Source organism: Nannocystis sp., from assembly GCF_016714285.1.
GTDB lineage: Bacteria > Myxococcota_A > Polyangia > Nannocystales > Nannocystaceae > Nannocystis.
Window position 1 is genome coordinate 37,204 of sequence record NZ_JADJNN010000021.1, and the last position, 19,424, is coordinate 56,627.

The 19,424-nt window shown below is 69.9% G+C and carries 17 protein-coding genes; 6 read left to right on the forward strand and 11 right to left on the reverse strand.

Features of this window, described 5'->3' with window-relative positions:
• Positions 1–26 precede the first annotated feature (26 nt).
• Both IPJ59_RS28055 and IPJ59_RS28060 read left to right on the forward strand, forming a co-directional pair.
• A complete protein-coding gene (locus tag IPJ59_RS28055; RefSeq protein ID WP_293274080.1) occupies positions 27–1,199 on the forward strand; it encodes an AAA family ATPase in 1,173 nt (390 codons plus the stop codon).
• Positions 1,196–1,780, forward strand: a complete 585-nt coding sequence (locus IPJ59_RS28060) for a DUF4276 family protein (protein WP_293274081.1) — start codon at positions 1,196–1,198, stop codon at positions 1,778–1,780. The genes IPJ59_RS28055 and IPJ59_RS28060 overlap by 4 nt, the downstream gene beginning before the upstream one ends.
• A 24-nt stretch (positions 1,781–1,804) precedes the next feature.
• Here IPJ59_RS28060 and IPJ59_RS28065 read toward each other — a convergent pair whose 3' ends face one another.
• On the reverse strand, positions 1,805–3,988 hold the full coding sequence (locus IPJ59_RS28065; protein WP_293274082.1) for a DEAD/DEAH box helicase: 2,184 nt from the start codon (positions 3,986–3,988) through the stop codon (positions 1,805–1,807).
• A 137-nt stretch (positions 3,989–4,125) separates the two neighbouring features.
• On the opposite strand from IPJ59_RS28065, the gene IPJ59_RS28070 reads away from it, so the two are divergent.
• Together IPJ59_RS28070 and IPJ59_RS28075 are read left to right on the forward strand one after the other, a co-directional pair.
• Positions 4,126–4,683, forward strand: coding sequence for a heme NO-binding domain-containing protein (locus tag IPJ59_RS28070; RefSeq protein ID WP_293261626.1), 558 nt, complete (start codon positions 4,126–4,128; stop codon positions 4,681–4,683).
• 5 nt (positions 4,684–4,688) lie between these two features.
• Positions 4,689–5,600, forward strand: a complete 912-nt coding sequence (locus IPJ59_RS28075; RefSeq protein WP_293261624.1) for a sensor histidine kinase — start codon at positions 4,689–4,691, stop codon at positions 5,598–5,600.
• A 10-nt stretch (positions 5,601–5,610) separates the two neighbouring features.
• Here IPJ59_RS28075 and IPJ59_RS28080 read toward each other — a convergent pair whose 3' ends face one another.
• From IPJ59_RS28080 to IPJ59_RS28105, 6 genes are all read right to left on the reverse strand, one after another.
• The gene (locus IPJ59_RS28080; RefSeq protein ID WP_293274083.1) at positions 5,611–6,753 is read right to left on the reverse strand and encodes a hypothetical protein; all 1,143 of its coding nucleotides are present in this window, start codon (positions 6,751–6,753) and stop codon (positions 5,611–5,613) included.
• A gap of 26 nt (positions 6,754–6,779) precedes the next feature.
• Positions 6,780–7,466, reverse strand: a complete 687-nt coding sequence (locus IPJ59_RS28085; RefSeq protein WP_293274084.1) for a DUF4276 family protein — start codon at positions 7,464–7,466, stop codon at positions 6,780–6,782.
• Positions 7,463–8,041 carry an AAA family ATPase gene (locus IPJ59_RS28090; RefSeq protein ID WP_293274149.1) on the reverse strand — a complete coding sequence of 193 codons (579 nt, stop codon included), beginning with the start codon at positions 8,039–8,041 and terminating at the stop codon, positions 7,463–7,465. Before IPJ59_RS28090 ends, IPJ59_RS28085 begins: the two co-directional genes overlap by 4 nt.
• A gap of 123 nt (positions 8,042–8,164) precedes the next feature.
• Positions 8,165–8,515, reverse strand: a complete 351-nt coding sequence (locus IPJ59_RS28095; RefSeq protein WP_293274085.1) for an AAA family ATPase — start codon at positions 8,513–8,515, stop codon at positions 8,165–8,167.
• A 5-nt stretch (positions 8,516–8,520) separates the two neighbouring features.
• Positions 8,521–9,702, reverse strand: a complete 1,182-nt coding sequence (locus IPJ59_RS28100) for a lipid-transfer protein (RefSeq protein WP_293274086.1) — start codon at positions 9,700–9,702, stop codon at positions 8,521–8,523.
• Positions 9,703–9,739: 37 nt separating this feature from the next.
• Entirely contained in the window at positions 9,740–12,751 is a 3,012-nt protein-coding gene (locus IPJ59_RS28105) for a peroxisomal multifunctional enzyme type 2 (protein ID WP_293274087.1), read from the reverse strand.
• Between the two features lie 175 nt (positions 12,752–12,926).
• On the opposite strand from IPJ59_RS28105, the gene IPJ59_RS28110 reads away from it, so the two are divergent.
• Complete coding sequence (locus IPJ59_RS28110; RefSeq protein ID WP_293274088.1) at positions 12,927–14,132, forward strand: protein kinase domain-containing protein; 1,206 nt, start codon at positions 12,927–12,929, stop codon at positions 14,130–14,132.
• Position 14,133: 1 nt separating this feature from the next.
• On the opposite strand, the gene IPJ59_RS28115 is transcribed toward IPJ59_RS28110, so the two are convergent.
• Positions 14,134–15,216 (reverse strand): hypothetical protein, encoded by a 1,083-nt coding sequence (locus IPJ59_RS28115; RefSeq protein ID WP_293274089.1) that lies wholly within the window; start codon positions 15,214–15,216, stop codon positions 14,134–14,136.
• Between the two features lie 179 nt (positions 15,217–15,395).
• Between IPJ59_RS28115 and IPJ59_RS28120 the strand changes: the two genes are divergently transcribed.
• Entirely contained in the window at positions 15,396–15,716 is a 321-nt protein-coding gene (locus tag IPJ59_RS28120) for a hypothetical protein (protein WP_293261600.1), read from the forward strand.
• A 27-nt stretch (positions 15,717–15,743) separates the two neighbouring features.
• Here IPJ59_RS28120 and IPJ59_RS28125 read toward each other — a convergent pair whose 3' ends face one another.
• The 3 genes from IPJ59_RS28125 to IPJ59_RS28135 form a co-directional block, all read right to left on the reverse strand.
• Positions 15,744–16,529 (reverse strand): crotonase/enoyl-CoA hydratase family protein, encoded by a 786-nt coding sequence (locus IPJ59_RS28125; protein WP_293261597.1) that lies wholly within the window; start codon positions 16,527–16,529, stop codon positions 15,744–15,746.
• A 108-nt stretch (positions 16,530–16,637) separates the two neighbouring features.
• Positions 16,638–17,588: a hypothetical protein gene (locus IPJ59_RS28130; protein WP_293274090.1), complete on the reverse strand. Its 951-nt coding sequence runs from the start codon at positions 17,586–17,588 to the stop codon at positions 16,638–16,640.
• Positions 17,589–17,760: 172 nt separating this feature from the next.
• Positions 17,761–19,395: a bifunctional aminoglycoside phosphotransferase/ATP-binding protein gene (locus IPJ59_RS28135; protein ID WP_293261591.1), complete on the reverse strand. Its 1,635-nt coding sequence runs from the start codon at positions 19,393–19,395 to the stop codon at positions 17,761–17,763.
• Positions 19,396–19,424 lie beyond the last annotated feature (29 nt).

Here is a 19,424-nt window from a genome sequence, read left to right on the forward strand (position 1 = left end):
GCCACGGCGCGTGATAAGGCCGGCTCATGCAGGATCTGGACGAGTCGGCTGCGCAGGAGCCCGCGAGCGACCGGATCGTGGCCGTGACCGTGGAAGATCCGGCCCTGGGCGGCCTGCTGCGTCTCACGCTGGAGGCGCGACGGACGGTGCTGGTCGGCAAGAATGGTGCGGGCAAGTCGCGATTGCTCGAGGACCTGCATGCGGCCGCCCTGGCGGCGACCAGGCTGGGCACGCGTGGCCGCCCAGAGCGGGTCAAATTCGAGGTGCAGCTTGGAGGGGTGCCTCTCGATTACAGCTATGTCTGTACTCGTGCGCCGGAGCGCACCGAGGACCCTGACGATCGTATGTCCTGGTATTGGAACGAACGATGTATCGATGCTGCGACGGGGCGAAGGCTCTGGCAGGTAGGCGAGGGGATCGCCACCATTGGGGATGACCAGCCGGTAGCGATGATCCCGATTCACGGGCTCTTGCACCTTCGGAGCAGCTCCGCGTTCACGTTCCCGTCCGAGGTCGATCCATTGCGCGCCCTGCTGCGGGGAGTACGGCTGATACGAGCGGGCGTGCCGCGGCAGGCGACGGCGCGCGAGCCGGTGCGGCTGCAGCGTGTGCGCGACGGCGTTGGGCAGGCCGGCTCGCCCTGGACCGGGCGTGGGGACGATCGGCTGCTTGATGTGGTCAAGACCCTGGTGTCGTGGTTCGAGGTTCGGCGCGATCAATTCGATGCGGTGGTGGAGGTCGGTCGTCGGCTGCAGGTGCTGCAGGAGATCGATGTCAAGCTCGAGGCACATCCGCACCCCCCGGCCGAGCAGGAGGCCGAGTTGTTCGTCGATGGCGTCAACTTCGGGCTGCTGTCCGACGGGACCCAGCGGATCGTGGAGCTGGTCATCAAACTCGTGGACCCAGCGGTGACGGTCTTGTTGCTCGAGGAGCCGGAGACGTCCGTGCATCCGGGCCTCCTGGGCCGCGTGCTGGCCGAACTCGACGCTTTCGATCCCGGGCGTCAGGTCGTGATCTCGACGCACTCGCTCGGCGTGGTGGATGCCGCCGCGGCCGGTGATATCCGCGTCGTCGAGCGGAGCGCGGCCGGGGTGACCAGCGTGCGCCCGCTCAACGCCGACGAGCAGCAGCGACTGCGCATCTATCTCGATGATGGCCTCGAGCTGGCGGACTTCCTGTTCTCCGGAGCGCTGGATTGAGCCGGATCGGCGTCATTGGGGAGGATGCGACGGACGTCGAGACGCTCGTGGTCTTGCTGCGCCGGATCGTCCCCGGATCGGTCGGTGTGAAGACGAAGGCGCCACCGTCTGGCCGTGGTGGCTGTGCCAAACTGGTCAGATCGGCCCCGACATATATGAAAGAGCTGTGGGCCAGCGGGTGTACACTGGCGATCTTGTTGCACGATCTGGATCTGGACAGCGCGAACAATGAGCTTAAGGACGAGAAGAAGCTCCGCGCTCACTTGAGCGCTCTGCCGGTGCCTGCCGGACTCGAGCTCGTCATCTGTATTCCCGTGGAGGAGATCGAGGCATGGTTCTGGTCGGACCAGGCCGTGCTCGATCGAGTCGGAATACGCGCGAAGGCGTCGAGCTCGCCGCACCTGATCAAGAAGCCCAAGGAGCAGTTGCGGGACCTGTCCCTGCGGACGCACCACAAGGTGAAGTATGCGACCACGCAGAATCCGAAGCTGGCGGAGGACTTGAACCTCGAACTTTGCGCGCAACGATGTCCTGCCTTCGCGTCGTTGCGAGAGCAGGTGCTGCGGCGCTTCGGGACGTGAGACTGCGCCATGCCGGACGTGTAGCTAACGCAGCAGCTCGAGGAGGTCGTCGCGGGTGAGGGCGGGGGACTGGGCGCCCTCGATGACGCTGTCGGCGAGGGCCCGCTTGCGGGCGTGGAGCTCGAGGATCTTCTCCTCGACGGTGTCCTCGGCGATCAGGCGGTGCACGAACACGGGGCGCAGCTGGCCGATGCGGTGGGTGCGGTCGGCGGCCTGGTCCTCGACGGCGGGGTTCCACCAGGGGTCGAGGAGATACACGTGGTCGGCGGCGGTGAGGTTCAGGCCGGTGCCGCCGGCGCGCAGGGAGACGAGCATCACGGGTGGGCCGTCGGCGGCCTGGAACGCGTTGACGACGGCGGCGCGGTCGTCGGTCGAGCCGTCGAGGCGGAGGTACCCCAGCTCGGCGGTGACGAGCGCGGCCTCGACGAGATCGAGGAGGCTGGTCCACTGCGAGAAGACGAGGGCGCGGTGGCCCGCGCTGGCGATCTCGTCGAGCTGCTCGAGCAGGAGGTCAAGCTTGCTCGAGCGGGTGGCTGTCTGGCCCGGGACCAGCGCGGGGTGGCAGGCGGCCTGGCGCAGGCGCAGGAGCAGCTCGAGGGCCTCGACGACGGTGCCGCCGGCGGCGAGGCGGGAGACGACCTCGGCCTGGGTGGCGAGGCGCAGGCCGTCGTAGACGGCGCGCTCGTCGGGGTCCAGGGTGCAGTGCAGGACGATGTCGGTGCGCGGCGGGAGCTCGGGGGCGACCTCGGCCTTGCGGCGGCGCAGCAGGAAGGGCCGGATCTTGGCCTGCAGCTCGCTGGCGACGAAGGCGTGGCCGAGCTCGATGCGGCGGGCGTAGCGGGTGACGAAGTCCTTGCGACCGCCGAGCAGGCCGGGGTTGCAGAAGTGGGCGAGGCTCCACAGCTCGAGCAGGCGATTCTCGACCGGGGTGCCGCTGAGGGCGACGCGCCAGCCGGCCTTGAGGGCGAAGGCGGCGGTGGCGGTGGCGGTGGTGGGGTCCTTGATCGTCTGGGCCTCGTCGAGGACGACGATGTCCCATCCCTCCGCGGCGAGCTGCTCGTGATCGAGGCGCAGGAGGGCGTAGCTGGTGAGGGTGACGCCGTCGCCCGGGACGAGGGCGCGGGGGCTGCCGTGATAGAGGTGGACGCGCAGCGCGGGGCGAAACCTCGCCAGCTCGGCGGCCCAATTATGGAGGGTGCTGGTCGGGGCGACGACCAGGGTGCGGCCGCGAAGGGCACACAATGTCTGGAGGGTCTTGCCGAGGCCCATATCATCGGCCAGGAGGGCGCCGATGCCGGCGTCGCGGAGTAGACATAACCAGTCGACGCCCTGGCGCTGATAATCTCGCAGGGTCGCGTTGAGGTCGGCTGGGAGGGCGGCCGGGGGGATCTCGGTGAAGCCACCCAGCAATGCAGTGAGGCCGGCGAGCTCCGGGCGCGGCGGGGCGTCGAGGGCCCGCGACAGCGCGGCGGCGGCGGGCCGGGCCCAGCGCGGGAGCTCGCCCGGGAGCTCGCGGGCGGCGAGGTACTGCTCGAGCACGGCGCCGTGCTTGTCGAGCCAGGCCTGGGGCAGCCAGGCGAGGCCGCCGTGCAGGCCCTCGACGGCCATGGTGCCGGAGCGCCAGGCCTTGACGACCGCGTCGGCGGAGACGGAGAGCTGCTCGCCGCTGTCGCTGGCGGCGGTGAAGTCGACGGCGAGGCCGCGATCGTCGTCGGTCCACACCGGGGCGAGATCGAGGCGCTCGGGGAGCAGCACGCGGTCCTCGCCCTCGTCGACGAGCGGCGCTGGGGTGGCGAGCGGCGCTGGGGTGGCGAGCGGCGCTGGGGTGGCGAGCGGGCGCGACGGTGCGGGGCTCGGGGTGACCGTGACGGGCGGGGTCGGGTTCGCGGGGCGCTCGCGGTAGGCGGCGCTCCGGGGCGCCACGCGGGGGCGTGGCGGGGTGTCACGCAGCTGCTGGCCGGTCGCGTCGAGGGTGCATGCGGCGGCGACCACGTGCGCGCAGGGCGGGGCAGCGCCGCACTCACAGCGCCACGCGGCCCAGGCCCACAGCACGCGGGTGCTGCGGCCTTGCTCGTCGACCTGCAGGGCCCAGCCCTCGGGATCGCAGCCGAGGAGGCGGACGGCGCCGTCGCTGGCGAGCTGGACGCCGCGGTCCCACGGCTCGGCGGGGGCGGCAGCACGGACCTTGTCGAGCATTCCTTCGAACACGCAGAGAGGCAGGTACCACGGGCTGGGTGGCGGCGTCATGCTGGATCGAGCGCGCGTGCGCGCGCTCTGGGACGCGCGTGCGCGGCTGGACTTGCGGGCCGTCCCGCCGGAAGATGGGCTCCACAAGGCGGTGCGCGATGAAGGGTGTGGTCTTCACGGAGTTCCTGACGATGGTCGAGGAGCAGTTCTCCGCCGAGATGGTGGAGGAGCTCATCGCTGCCTGCGAGCTGCGCTCGGGCGGCGCCTACACATCGATCGGCACCTACGACCACCACGAGCTGGTGGCCCTCGTGGTGGCGCTTTCGGGGCGTACGGGCGCGGCGGTGCCGGCGCTGGTGCACGCATTCGGGCGGCATCTTTGTCAGCACTTCACGGCGACGTATCCGGGCTTCTTCAGCGCGGCCGCGGACACGCTGGCGTTCCTTGAGCGGGTCGAGGACCACGTGCATATCGAGGTGCGCAAGCTCTACCCGGACGCCGAGCTGCCGAGCTTCGCGTGCCGGCGCCTCGATGGCGACACCCTGGAGATGGTGTACCGCTCGCACCGCGGCTTCTCCGACCTCGCGTGCGGGCTGATCGAGGCCTGCGCCGAGCATTATGGCGAGGTCGTGACGATCGCCATGGACGACCTGTCGGAGGGGACGAAGACGCAGGTGCGCTTCGTGGTCCACCGGGCCGCGCGCCCGGCGAGCTGAGGACCATGGACGAGCTGGAGGCCCTGCGTCGTCGCGTCGAGCGTGAGCGGGTGGCCCGCAAGGCCGCCGAGCAGTTCGCCGAGGCGAAGACGCGCGAGCTGTACGAGGCCAACCAGTCGCTGACGCGGCTGGCCGCGAGCTTGCAAGAGCGGGTCGACCTTCGCACCGCGGAGCTGAAGCGGATCGCCGACGAGGCGCTGGCCGCCTCGCGCACGAAGTCGCTGTTCCTCAGCAACGTCAGCCACGAGCTGCGGACCCCGCTGAACGCGATCCTCGGCTATGGCGAGCTGCTCGGCGAGGAGCTCGAGGAGCGCGGGGAGTCCGGGCTCGGCGATCTGGCGGGTCGCATGACCGAGGCGGCGCATCACCTGCACGCGCTGGTCAACGACCTGCTCGACCTGCAGAAGATCGAGGTCGGCAAGCTGGTCCTCTCGTTCGCCGATGTCGACGTGGCGGCGGTCGTGGCGGCGGTCGGCGACGCCGTCGGTCCGGCGCTGCGTCGCCACGACAATGTGCTGCGGGTGGCGATCGGGCCAGAGGCCCGGCGGCTGTGGACCGACGAGCTGCGCCTGCGACAGATCCTCTCGAACCTGCTCAGCAACGCTGCGAAGTTCACCCAGAACGGAGAGGTCGTGCTGCGGGTGGGGCTCGAGGAGCGGGCCGGCCACCCCGCCGGGCTGGTGTTCGAGGTGGCGGATACCGGCGCTGGTATGTCGGTGGAGCAGGTCGGGCGCCTGTTCGTGCCGTATGTGCAGGTCGACGAGGTCCTGGCGCGCCGCCACGGCGGCACCGGGCTCGGCTTGGCGCTGACGCAGCAATTGTGCAGATTGCTCGGTGGCGAGATATCGGTCGAGAGCGAGGCGGGCCGGGGATCGCGCTTTCGCGTGTATCTGCCGCTGGCGCCCGCCTCGGCGTGAGGCATCTGCTTCACTGCGGGATGAGCGGGGCGCAGGTGGACACGCCGGCGCCGACGACCCGCAAGGGGGCGTCCTGCAGGACGACCTTGAGGTCCTGCTTGCCGTTCTTGTCGCTATCGTCGTAGTCGATGTGGGTGACCTCGCTGGTGCCGTCGGACTCGGCGTCGGTGAAGAAGTAGAAGTCGCCGGCGAAGAAGGCGAAGGCGAAGCCGCCGCCGGTCTTGACGCCGGGGAGGGGGATCGTGCTGATCGTGGCGCCGGTGTTCTTGTCGACCTCGATGAGGTCGGCGGGGTCAGGGCCGGCGAACAGGAAGGCCCGGCCGTCGCCGGTGCCAGACACCTCGGCGAGGCCGTAGTCGCTCTTGCCGAGCTGGACCAGGTCGAGGGTCATGGGGTCGACGCTGAAGAACTCGCTGATGCCCTTGCCCATGGCGACGCCGTTGTAGTGGTTGCCGTAGATGCGGTCGCACTTGTCCTCGGCGCTGTTCGATACGAAGGCCATGCCGAAGTTCTCGACGCCGTCCTGCAGCGGGACGAAGCCGGGGTCGCTGCAGTCGCTGACGTTGGTGATGTCGACCTTGCGGATCTGCAGGTCGCTGAACTGCACCCAGGCGTAGCCCTCGCGGTCGACGCCCATCGAGAAGGTCGAGGGGGCCACGTCGCACTTGATCGGGCCGAGCATCTCGAACTTGTTGGCGCCGGGCAGGTACTTCCACAGGACGGCGGTCTTGGAGAGCACGAAGATGCCGTCGTCGAGCGGGACCAGCAGGTCGTCCGGGCAAGGGCAGGCCTCGGGCATGACGCCGGTGGTGGTATCGGCAGTGGTGGTATCGGCGGTGGTGGTATCGGTGGTGGTGGCCGTCGCGGCGCCGGTGCTGGCGTCGGTGTCGGGGCTGGTGGTCGGGCCCGCGCTGGTGGCGTCGGTTGTGTCGCCGGGGTTGCTGCTGGCGCTGTCGGTCGCGCTGCCGCCGGTGCCGGTGCCGGATGTCGGCACGTCGGTGCTGGAGGCCCCGGTGCTCGCGCCCGGGTCCGTCGCGGTCGGCTGGGCCGTGGTCACGCTGGTGCTCGCGTCGGCGCGCCCGGTGTCGCCGCCGCAGGCGACGAGGGTGGCGCCGAACATGAAGGTGAAGGCCAAGGTGAAGGCAGGTCGCATGGCCGCAGGATACACCGCGGCCTCGGTCAATGTGGGGTGGTCCCGAGGGCCTCGAGCTTGCGTAGCCACCCGGCGAAATGAGGGCAGCGCGCGCGCAGGGTCGGGAGGCCGATCGCGGCGGCCGCCGGGGCGCCAACACGGACCTTGAGATCCTCATAATTCGGGATGTGGCGGATGATGCGCTGGCTCGGGGCGGTGGTCTTGCCCTCGTCGATGCGCTCGGGAGCGAGGCCGGCGACCTCGGCTTGCAGGGTGGCGATCGCCCGGTCGCTGTCGGCGATCCGGGCCCGCAGCTGCGAGAGATCGCAGAACAGGAGGGCCTCGAACTCGTGCAGCTGGATGTGCGGGATAAAGCGAGGGTCGGCGACTTGCTGTTGCCAGGCGGCCTCGAGCACGCCAACGCGGGCCTCGGGCGCGTTGAGCTTTCGGGCCTCGGACCAGCCCGGGAACTCAGCGGGCAGGGCGTAGAGGTCGATCATCGTGGTGAAGCGGGCCTCGGGCTGGCGATCCTCACGCATGCGGCGGGCGAGGTCGCCAGCGAACTGCGGGAAACTGAGCACTCCACCGCGCTTGCCGAGTTTGCGATTTGTGACGACGAGGCACGAGCGCAGGTCGATCTCGAAGGCGGCGAAGTATGGGCGCAGCAGGTCGTCGGCGAACTTGCGCTCGGCGTGACCCTCGACGGTGATGTAGAGGCGGGTCCAGGCGCTCACGGTGACCCGCCGAGCTCGTTCTTCTCCCACAGCTGGCCGAGGGTGTATTCGGTCAGCCACTCGCGCAGCCGCTCGGGGTCGAGGCGCTCGAGCAGGGTCTCGCCGTCGCGGTGGTTGGCGACGATGATCTGCTCGGGGGTGAGCTCGTCGAGCAGCTGCGAGGATTGCGTGGAGACGATCAGCTGGGTGTGCGCGGCGCACTCCAGCAACATGCTGGCGAGCAGCTTGATGGCGAAGGGGTGGAGGCCGAGCTCGGGCTCGTCGATGATGAGGGTGGCGGGCGGTGTCGGCTGCAGGAGCAGGGCGGCGAGGCAGATGAAACGCAGGGTGCCGTCGGAGAGCTGGTGCGCGTAGTAGATGAGATCGCAGTGGCGATCTTTCCACAGCAGCTGGGTCTGGCCCGGGGAGACTTCTTGATGGACGAAGCTGCCGAAGAAGGGGGCGACCTGGCGGATTGCCTCAACGATCTGGGCGTAGTGATCGGGGTGGCTCCATTCGAGGCGCCATAGGAACGCCGCCAAGTTGGCGGCGTCGCTGTGGAGTACGGAGGTGTCTACGATGTTACACAGGCCCATCACGCGCGGCAGGCTGTGGTGTCGTGGAAATGGTAGACGCGCCAATCCTGACGTTTCGGCTCGCCATCCAGGCGCGCGTCCGCCTGAGCGCTCGACCATCCGAGGGCGGAATCGCCCTGTTGGTCATCCTTGGAGGTCGGCGAGGAACAATGAGCGATCATCGCCGCCTGGAGCATGAAATCGCGAAGTGCCAACGCCGTACTTCAATTCGCCCCGGAGCTCGCGTGTGACCTTCATGCCACCGAACAGAAAGGCATCGGCCCGGCCGTGGATATTGACGTAGTTCTGTAGGTCTTTGCCCGGATCGGCGACGTGCTTGAGCAGCTCGAAGAATCGTATGAAGTTCGTCTTGCCCGACCCGTTGGCGCCGATCAGGACGTTGAGGCCCAGGTCGAGGCGCAGGCTGCGAAGCTCGCGGATCGACTTGTAGCCGAACAGAGAGAGCTCGCGCAACTTGCGGTTTGAATCGACCATTGCGATCAGTCGCGGCGGTACAGCGTGACCACGCAGGCGCCGCCGAGGCCGAGGTTGTGCTGGAGGGCCGTGTGGGCGCCGGCGACCTGGCGCTTCTCTGCCTGGCCACGCAGCTGCCACACGAGCTCGGTGCACTGGGCGAGGCCGGTGGCGCCGAGGGGGTGGCCCTTGCTGAGCAGGCCGCCGGAGGGGTTGGTGACCCACTTGCCGCCGTAGGTGTTGTCGCCGTCCCAGATGAACTTCTCGGCCTCGCCCTCGGGGCACAGGCCGAGGGCCTCGTAGGTGAGCAGCTCGTTGGCGGTGAAGCAGTCGTGCAGCTCGATGACCTGGATGTCCTTGGGGCCGAGGCCGGCGCGCTCGTACACCGCATTTGCGCAGTGTTTGGCCATGTCGTAGCCGACCATCTTGATCATGCTCTGCTCATTGAAGGTGCTGGGATAGTCGGTGCGCATGGCCTGGGCGGCGATGTACACGCCGCCCTGCAGGCCGCGCTTCTTGGCGAATTCCGCGGAGCAGATGATCGCGGCCGCGGCCCCGCAGGTGGGCGGGCAGCACTGGTAGCGGGTGAGGGGATCGAAGACCTCGGGGGAGGCGAGGATCTCCTCGACGCTCAGCAGATCGGAGAACATCGCGTAGGGGTTGTTGTTGGCGTGCTTGCGGGCCTTCTCGCTGATCTTGGCGAAGGTCTCGCGGCGGGTGCCGTACTTCCAGCGGTACTCGCGACCGGCGCCGCCGAACATCTGGGCCGCGCCGGGGGCGGCGTTGATGCCCTGGACGTCGTTCATCAGGCTGGCCTGGGGGTCGAGCGGGGTCGGGCGGTCGTTGAACTTGGAGGCGAGGGCGCCCTTCTCCATCTGCTCGAAGCCGACGACGAGCACGCACTGGGCCTCGCCGGAGAGCACGGCCTGGCGCCCGGCGAACAGGGCGGTGGAGCCGGTGGAGCAGTTGTTGTTGACGTTGACGACGGGCACGCCGGTGAGGCCGAGCTCGTAGACGGCCCGCTGCCCGCAGGTGCTGTCGCCGTAGACGTAGCCGGCGAAGACCTGGTCGATGTCGGTGTATTCGACGCCGGCGTCCTTGAGGGCGGTGCGGGCGGCGTTGGCGGCCATCACGTGATAATCGTCGCTGGCTCCGGGCTTGGCGAACTTCACCATGCCGACCCCGATGACGTGGACTTTGTTGGTCATGACTGAGATCCCTCGAGTGTGTTGAAATGGAGCCGGGTTAGAGCGAGCCCTCGATGAGACCGAGGTAGTGGGCCGCCTGCACGTCGCCGTCGACGCGCAGCTTACCGCGCTGGAACAGCTGCTGCGCGCTGGTCTTGCCCTGGGCGAGGGCGAGCAGGTCGTCGTCGGCGATGGTGAGGGTGGCGCTCGGCTTGTCGCCGGGGCCGGCGACGATGTGGCCGCCCTGCGGGCCGAGCGTGATCGACCACTCGCTGGCGGGGTCCTTCACGTGCAGCGCGAGGGTGAGGGGGGCGTCGTGCTTGCTGTCGGCGAGCTTGCGGACCAGGCGGTCGGCGATGAGCGGGGCCTGGGCGGTCTTCGTGGGGGCTGGCTGACTGGCCTGGGCGGGCTTGCTGGCGCCGCTCACCTGGCCGCGGTGGGCCGCGATCGCGGCCTTGGCGGCGTTCATGTCGATCTTCTTGAGGAAGCCGAGCTTGGTCGAGGCCATCACGTTGCCGGCGATCTTGAGCTGGCCGCCCATGTAGAGCTGCTGCGGGTCGGCCTTGCCGGAGGTCATGGCCATCCAGTCGCTGTCCTTGAGCTCGAGGGTGCAGTCGGCGCTGCCCTGGAGGCCCTCGTGGACGGCGCCCTTGCCGGCCTTGAGGTCGATGGTCCAGGCGCTCTCGGGCTCCTTGAGCTTGAAGGCGAAGACGGTCTGGATCTTGGCGGCGAGCTCGGGGTTGCGCTCGATGTGGTCGCGGATCGCGATGAACACGTCGGCGCTGTTCGGGCCGGTGTCGGCGGCGGGGGCGGGCGCGGGACTCTCGCTGGAGGCTGCGCCGACGCGGGCGCGCATGTTGGCGAGGACCAGCTCCGGGTCGAGCTTCTTGAGGAAGTTGAGCTTCATCGAGGCCATGAGGTTGCCGCCGATCTTCAGCTTGCCGCCCATGTAGAGCTGCTGCGCGTCGGCCTTGCCGGTGCACATGTCCATGAAGTCGGCGTCGCTGAGCTCGAGGGTGCACTCGGGCGCGGCGAGCTCACCCTGGGCAACTTTGTTTGCCTTGCAGTCGATGGTCCACACGCTCTCGGGGGCGCTGAGCTTGAACTGGAACACGGTCGCGGCCTTGGCCGCGAGCTCGGGTTGCTTTTGCAGGAACTGGCCGATGGCGGTGAACACGTCGGCGCTGTTCGGGACGGCCTTGATGGCGGGAGCGGCGGCCGTCGCGGCGGCCTGGACCTGGGCCTTGGCCTTGGGGGCCGTGTTGGGGATCTCGGTGTAGAACTCGATCGCGGCGTTCGAGAGGACGACCTTGTCGCGCTCAAGGACCTTGGCGCGGAGGATCGCGCGGGTCGGCGACTCGCGCCAGATCTCGGTGACGAGGGTCTCGCCGGGGAACACGCTGTCGGCGAAGCGGACCTTGATGCTCTTGAACTTGCGCGGGTCGATCTCGAGGGCGCGCAGGGCGTGGCGGGCGGCGTAGCCGAAGGTGCACAGGCCGTGGAGGATCGGGCGCGGGAAGCCGAAGGCGGTGGCGAAGCCGGGGTCGACGTGGAGCGGGTTCCAGTCGCCCGAGAGGCGGTAGAGGAGGGCCTGGTTGGCGCCGATCTTCTCGCTGCGGACGAAGTCCGGGGCGCGGTCCGGGGGGGTGTTGATGTCGCTGCTCGGGCCACGATCGCCGCCCCAGCCGCCGGCGCCGCGGATGACCGCGCCGAGCTCGTTGTAGGCCAGGACCTCGCCGGTCTCGTCGGTGGATTCGATGGCCATGACGACCAGGGCGTTCTTGCCCTTGTCAAAGATGTCCTTCACCCAGGTGCGGTGGCTGAGCTTGGCCTTGGGCGGGAGCGGGCGGCGCAGCTCGGTGTATTGCTCGCCGTGGAGCAGGCGGTCGAGGCCGTAGTTGAGGCCGGGGGCGCTCTGACCGTCGCGGAATGCATTCATCACACCCGTGAGCGCCGGGATGACGGCGTAGGTGGGCAGGGCGGTGAAGCCCTGGCCGTGCATCTCGTAGACGTGGCGCAGGTCGAGGTCGTCGAGCGGGTCCGCGGCCGCGCCGACGCCGAGGGCGTAGAGGGAGAGGTCGCGCTCGTCGTAGCGGGTGGAGATCGGCGGGAACTCGTAGCCGAGGGCGAGGTCGACGTCGATGAACTCGTTGCCGCCCTTGCTGGCGCCGGCGTTGACGTTGTCCATCACCGGCTGGAGGGCGCGCGTGACGTCCTCCGGGTGGGTGGTCTTGCTGAAGTCGACGACGGTCGACCAGTGCGTGCGCAGCAGCTCGGGGGTGATGTCGCGGCCGATGCGGAACATCTGGCCGGCGGTCCGCTCCCAGCGCAGCTTGGCGAAGAAGCCGCCGCCGACCTCGAAGATGCCGCCGGTCTCCTCGCACTGCTCGTGGGCGAGCCAGGCGACCAGCGGGCTGACGTACTCGGGGCGCAGCGCGTCGATCAGCTCCTTGGGGAGGATGGTCTCGGTGAGGCGCGAGCCGGCGATCGGGGCGATGGTGTTGACGCCGATGTTGTACTTGCGGCCCTCGGCGGCGAGGGTGAAGCCGAGGCCGACGAGGCCGAGCTTGGCGGTGCTGTAGTTGGCCTGGCCGAAGTTGCCGTAGAGGCCGGCGGCGGAGGCGGTGAACAGGATGCGGCCGTACTTCTGCTCGCGCAGGTGGGGCCAGGCGGCGTGGCTGACCTTGTAGGCGCCGTTGACGTGGACCCGCTGGATGAGGTCCCAGTCGGAGTCGGTCATCTTGAGGAAGCTGCTGTCGCGCAGGATGCCGGCGTTGTTGACGACGATGTCGATGCGGCCGAAGTGATCGAGCGCGGACTGGACGATCTTGCCGCCGTCCTCGACCGAGTCGTAGTTGGCCACGGCCTCGCCGCCGGCCTCCTTGATCTCGGCGACCACGCGGTCGGCCGCGGCCGAGCTGTGTCCGCCGCCCGTGGCGCTGCCGCCGAGGTCGTTGACGACGACCCTGGCGCCGCGGCGGGCGAAGAGGAGCGCGTGGGCGCGGCCGAGCCCGTTGCCCGCACCGGTGATGAGGGCGACCTTTCCGTCGTATCGAAGCGCGTCTGTCATGGTGGCAGCATGGGCATATCGAGCGCGCGCAGAGGCGTCAACGCCTGCGTGTCCGGCCTGCGCATACGGGCCGCGGCCGCGCGGGCTGGTTTGGGGTCCACGGTTGACGCGAGAAACGCGGGGCCGCTAAGCTCACGCCTCGCGTCCGCCTGGACGCGGCTGGAGATCGCCGACCATGCGCCTCGATGAGCTCCGGCGCCTGAACAAGCTGCTGACGGATGCCAGCGACCCGTGGGACGTGTTCATGGCGCTGCGCGACCGGTCGCTGCAGGGCGACGCGCAGCGGCTGGCGCTGGCGGGCGAGCACCGCCGCCTCGAGTCGCTGGCCAACCCGGAGCGCTTCATGGGCAACCCGCCGGCGCAGGACCTGGCGCGGGAGATCGTCGCGCGGCTCGGCGAGCTGTACCAAACAGCGATCGCCGCCCTGGATGCGGGGACGGCCGAGGGGGTGGTGCCGGCCGAGGTTGTGTTGCCGGCCGAGGTGACGCCGCCTGAAGATCCGCCGCCGCAGTGGCGCGCGTCGGAGCCGGTGCGGGTGGGCGAGCCGGCGGGCTTCGAGTCGGCGGGCTTCGAGCTGGTCGCGGGGGCGAACCGTTATCGCCTCGAGGCGCAGGTCGGGATCGGGGACCTGGCGACGATCTTCCGCGGTCGCTGCACGGCGGGGGCGCGGGTCGGCGCGGAGGTGGCGGCGAAGCTGGCGATCGATCGCGCCGACAACAGCTTCATCCTCGCCGAGATCCAGGCGCTGCGCCTGCTGCAGCAGGGCGATGGGCGTCAGCGCGGGCAGCTGCCGGAGCTGCTCGATCTGTTTCACGGGGGCGAGGGGCAGGCCGGGGTGGTGCTGGGGTGGATCGATGGATTCGACGGCGAGGCGCTGCGCGGGCGCTTCCCGGAGGGCGTGCCGCCGGAGCACGTGATCTGGATCGGGCGGCGATTGCTCAGCGTGGTCGGGCACGCGCACAAGCTCGGTGTGTTGCACGCCAACATCGAGCCGGCGCATATCATCGTGCGGCCGCGTGATCATCACGTGTCGTTGATAGACTGGTGTTATTGCGTGATCGAGCCGGCGCGCACGCACCAGGGCTTTCGCGTGTACAACCCTGATTTCAGCGCGCCCGAGGTGGCCGAGAAAAAAGCGCCGCTGCCGGCGGCGGATCTGTACTCCGTCGGGCGCTGTATGCTGTATCTGTGCGGGGGTGATATGGCCAGCGGGGCGATGCCGGGGGCGGTCGACGATCGCTTGCAGCGCTTCATCCGCTACCTGACGCGGCAAAGCCCGCTGCAGCGGGCGCAGGACGCGTGGGAGATGTTTAGCGAGCTCGAGCGGGTGCGGGCGGCGGTGTACGGGGCCCACCGATTTGTCGAGATGGTGGTGCCGTGAATCACTCGCCGCGGAAGATGTAGACGCCGTCGACCCAGGAGGCGCCGCCGATGAGGTTGTTGGCCGGGGCGCCGGGGTAGCCGAAGGGTCCGAATTGTGCGTAGGGGACGGGCGTGTAGAAGTCGGAGCAATAGCCGACGTCTTGCGGGTATACGAAGCCGTCGCCGATCGAGATGGTGTAGCCGTAGACATCGGTGGGCATGTCGAGGCCGCAAAGCTCCTGGGGGTTGCTGGTGATCCAGCCGTCGGGGTCGCCGATGCGGCTCCAGCCGTCGCGCACGGCGTAGGGGGTGGGTGGCGCGTTGGGGCCCATCCAGTCGTCGCCGCAGCAGGCGACGCTACCCTTGTACTCGAACTGGTTCTGGGCGGCGATGAAGGTGTAGTTGTAGGCGTTGGTGCCGGCGACCGCGATGACGAGCGTGTCGGGGGGCTCGTTCGCGATGCCGATCGCGTGGAACAGCTCCAGGCCCGAGAGTTCGGGGAAGATGGTGTCGCGGGCGCCGGCGGCGATCCAGGTCTGGTCGGTGGTCGAGAGGACGTGGTAGCTGCTGGCAGTGACGACGTAGATCTGCTTCTGCGGGGCGAGGGCGATCGACGCGAGCACCGTCTCCTTGGGGGCGAACGGCGCCTGCGGGTCGACGGGGAAGCGCTTCCAGGCGATGTCACCCTGCGGCAGCAGCCAGAAGGCGCAGCTGTCGAGGTTCTCCTGGCAGGTCTGGGCCGACCAGGTGCAGTCGGGCTGGCAGGTGCGGCGCAGGACGCCGCAGCTGTCACACAGCTCGCTGTCCTCGACGGCGCCGGCCTCACACTCGGGGGCGACCTCGCAATTGTTGGCGGCGCCGGTGCTCGGGCTGTCGGTGGTGACGGGGTCGCTGGTCGGGGTGTCGCTCGTGCCGGTATCAGTGGCGGGCGCGGAGCTCTGGGTGGTCGCCGTGGGCGAGTCGCCGGTGCTGGGGTCGCCGACGGTGGTGCTGCCCGTGGTGGTGCTGGCGAGCGAGGTGGCCGCGCTGTCCGTGCCGCCGTCGGCGAAGCAGGCGAGCTGGGACGCGGCGAGCAGGAGGAGGACGGGTGCGGGCGATCGCATGGGCGTTCGCCACGGTATCAAAGGGCCTGGCGCGAGTGCGCGAGCCGGGCGGTGCTTTGGTCCGGTGCCATCGCTGGGTGGTGACGCGATCGCTCGCGTGGCGCGAACCGGCGGCGCTGCTCGTTCGTTGCAGCCAGCGCCCAGGAGGTCCTCGCATGTCATTCGCACGCCCGACACGCATGTTGCTGCTCACCGTCATGACGATCGGCTGTGGTCGTCCGGGGGTCGAAACCCGGTCGCCCGAGTTGTCGGGCAGGGCCGAGGACGCGGAGGTTGCGGCGGAGAACATGGCGGTCGCGGCGGAGGACCCGGAGGTTGCGGTGGAGGACACGGCGGTCGCGGCCGATGACGCGGTCCGTGCGGGAGGGGCAGCGCAGACGATCTCGTTCGCCGACGACGCGGATCCGGAGCCGACGACGCAGGTCCAGGCGGCGCCCAAACGGCCGCCGATCCCTCGTTTTCGCCTGTTTGGCACGCGTGAGCAGGACGGGCCCAATTGAGGCGCCGACACGCTCGGCGGGCGCAGCTCAGCGGCCGGTGAAGCGAGCCTCGCGGCGCTCGATGAAGGACATGAGGCCCTCGCGGGCGTCGTCGCTGGCCATGATGGCGCGGGCGTCGGCCAGCAGCGGCTCGCGGGCGGCGGGCAGGCCGTGCTCGACCGCTGCGCGGGCGGAGCGGAGGGTGGCCTGCACGCCGAGCGGGGCCTGGCGGGCGATGGTCGCGGCGATGGTCGCGGCGCGCTCGCGCTGCTGGCCGGGCGGGCAGAGCTCCTGGACCAGGCCGATCCGCAGCGCCTCGGCGGCGTCGAAGGTGTCGCCGGTGAGGAGGTAGCGCATCGCGTTGCCCCAGCCGAGCTGGGTGGGCATCCGCAGGGTCGCGCCGCCGAAGGGGAAGATGCCGCGCTTGATCTCGATCTGGCCGAAGCGGGTGTCGCTGGCGGCGACGCGGATGTCGGCGGCGAGGGCGAGCTCGATGCCGATGGTGAGGCAATAACCCTGCACCGCGATCACCAGCGGCTTGCTGCGGACGCGGCCGAACAGGCCGAGCGGATCGACGGCGCCGTCTGGGAACAGCGGCGCGCCGCCGGCGACGGCGGGGCCGACCTCGGCGAGGTCGAGGCCGGCGGTGAAGTGATCGCCGTGGCCGAACACGAGGCAGCAGCGGACCTCCGGGTCGTCGTCGCCGCGGGTCAGGGCCTCGGCGAGGCCGCCAAGCATGGCGAGGTCGAAGGCGTTGCGCTTGTCGGCGCGGTCGAGGCCGACATGCAAGACGTGATCACGGAGCTCGGTGGTGATGCGCGGGGCGGGCGTCATGGTTGAGCGATACCATGAGGGCGGCGCGGCCTGGGGGCGCGCCGACTGCGAATCCGAATACGACGAGTGCGAGCTGGAGTGCCCACGGTGTCGAACCAGAACGCAGCGTCAGGTCATGGCGACCACGGTGCGGCCGGTCGAGACGCCGGCGTTCTCGACGTCGGCGTAGGACTTCACGACGAGCTTCACGTTGGGATCGCGCACGGCGGCGTGGGGATCGGCATAGCCGTGCTCGGCCAGCTTCGCGGCGATGTCGACGTCGCTGACCATCCAGGTCTGGGTCGCCTTGTCGCCCTTCGCCATGCGATGGGGGAAGGTAATGTTCGTGCCGCCGAAGCTGACGCGCATGCCGAGGAGGCCGCCCGCGTTCGACTTGATCTCCGGATGCTGGTCCTGCGCGACGACGATGTCGGCCGGACCGTTCGGGGTCTGCAGCTCGAGGCAGAGCTCGTAGCGGGTCGCTGCGAGCACACACGGCGCCTTGGCGGTGACCACGACGGTGCCCTTGAAGACGCTATCGGTGACCGGGAACGAGGCGCTCGCCGCGGGCTGACCCTCGACGACAGTCGTCTCGATCTTGCAGGGACCGGCGATCGACGGCCCGATGCGCACCTCGGTCTCGGCGTTCGGATCGAAGGGCGAACCCTCGACGTCGGCGGTACAGCACACAACCAGTTTGATCTTCGGGTGGCCCACGACCGCGCCCATGTCGTCGTAACTCTGGTTACGCAGGTAAGTCTCGACGTCGACGCCGTTGATCACCCAGTCCTGGGTGAACACCTGACCCGTCGTCATCGAGTGACGCGCGACGTCCTTGCCGGAGCCGACGGAGATATCACTCCACTGACCCTCGGCGCCCTGCGTGCGCAGGAGGACGTCGTACTTCATCGCCAGCATCGTGCAGTCCTGCTGTGCTGTGACCATCATGCTGCCGCGGACGGTGCCATCGCTGATGGCGATCACGGCGCTCGTCGGCGCCATCCCGTTGATGGATGTGATCGCAACCGTCGCGGTGTTCTTGCCGCCGACGAACTTCTTTACCTTGTCGAAGAATCCCATTGGACCCGCGTCGTAGCGCGAAACCGGACACAATCGCGCCTGTCTGGGTGTGAGGAAGAGCCCCCGTGAGCGCCACGAATGATGATGCGCACGTCGCCAGTCGGCCCGCCGCGCTGCGCATGTTCACCGCGCTGCTGGCCGTGACGGCCAATCGGGTCGTCATCACGGCAAGTCACGCGAGGTCGCGGCGGGCGAGCGCGTGCAGGACAGCGCCGGCGGCGGCGTCCGGGGCTCCGGTGGTGTCGATGACGGTGGCGCCCTGCTCGAGGGCGACGGGCTCCCACGCGGCCCGGGCGGCGCGGTAGATCGCGACGTCGGCGTCGGAGGCGTCACCTGTCCTGCGGGACAGGCGGTCCTCGACCACGGTGGGATCGGCCTCGCAGACGAAGATCTGCAGCGGGACGCCGAGCTCGCGCGCGAGGGCGACGAAGGGGGCGCGCTGGCTGGCCTGGCGGAAGTTGGCGTCGACCACCACGCGCTCGCCGGCCAGCAGCGCGGCGCGGGTGAGGTCGAGGCAGCGCTGGTAGGTGCGGAGGGTCCAGGCGGGGGTGTAGAGGCCGGTGTCGGGGGCGGCGCGGGTCGGGGTCTCGGGCGCGAGGCCGGCGAGCTGCTTGCGGACGGCGTCGGAGCGGACCCAGCGAAAGCCCTCGGCCGCGAGGGCGCGGGCGAGGGTGCTCTTGCCGGTGCCGGGGAGGCCGGCGACGAGCACGAGGCAGGGGCGCAGGGCCGGTGGTTGCAGCTCGTGGAGGGCGAGGAGGAGGTAGCGCTGGGCGGCGAGGTGAGCGGCTGCGGCGGCGGCGGGCGGGACCTCGGGTTCGGCGGCCTTGAAGGCCTCGACCTTGCCTCGGACGGTCGCGCGGTAGGCGACGTAGAGCGGGAGCAGGGCGCGGCTCTCGGCGCGTTCGGCCGCCGCGTCGACGCCGTCGGGGAGGGCGGCGAGGGGGGCGTCGTAGGCGTTGAAGTAGCCGGTGAGCAGGGCCGCGGCGAGCTCGGGGTGGTCGACGCGGCGGAGGTCCATGACGAGGAACGCGAGGTCGGCGATCGGGTCGGCGCAGCGGAACTGATCGGAGAACTCGATGCAATCGAGGATCACCAGGTCGCGCGGTGGGGGGCGCTCGGGGAAGACGTAGAGGTGCTCGAGGCGGAGGTCGCCGTGGGTGTCGCAGGCGACCTGGCGGCGCGCGCGGGCCTCGATCAGATCGTGGTGGCGGGTCAGGGCCTCCTCGGTGCAACGCTCGAGGGTGGTGAGCAGGCGCTCGTCGATCGCGGCGAGGCCGGCGAGCTGGGCGAAGTTCTGGCGGGCGTTGGCGGCGACGGCGTTGAAGGTGGCGAAGGCGGAGACCTCGGGGCCGCGGCGGGCGGCGCGATGGAAGCCCTGCACCTTGCCGCCGATGCGCCGCAGCAGGGCGGCGTCGACCGGGCGGCTGGCGAGTGGGTTGGCGAGGCGGCTGGCGAGGGTGGCGGCGTCGGGCATGCGGCGCATGTGCACGGCGACGTCGACGACCTCGCCGGGGCCCTCGACGCGCAGCTGGCCGGCGGCGTCGCGGCGGATCTCAACCACCCCGAGGTAGACCTCGGGGGCGAGGCGGCGGTTGAGCTGGACCTCGAGGGCGCAGAAGTGGCGGCGGCGCTCGAGGGTGGAGTAGTCGAGGAACTCGAGGCTGCGCGGTTTCTTGAGCTTGAAGACCTCGTCGCCGACCAGGAACACCACCGAGATGTGGGTCTGCACGACCTCGACGGGGGTGCCCGGTGGGTGGCCGAGCGCCTCGGGTCGCGCCAGCTCGGCGATCAGCTCGGGCAGCGACATCGGCCGGAGACTCCCACGCTTTGGCGCGC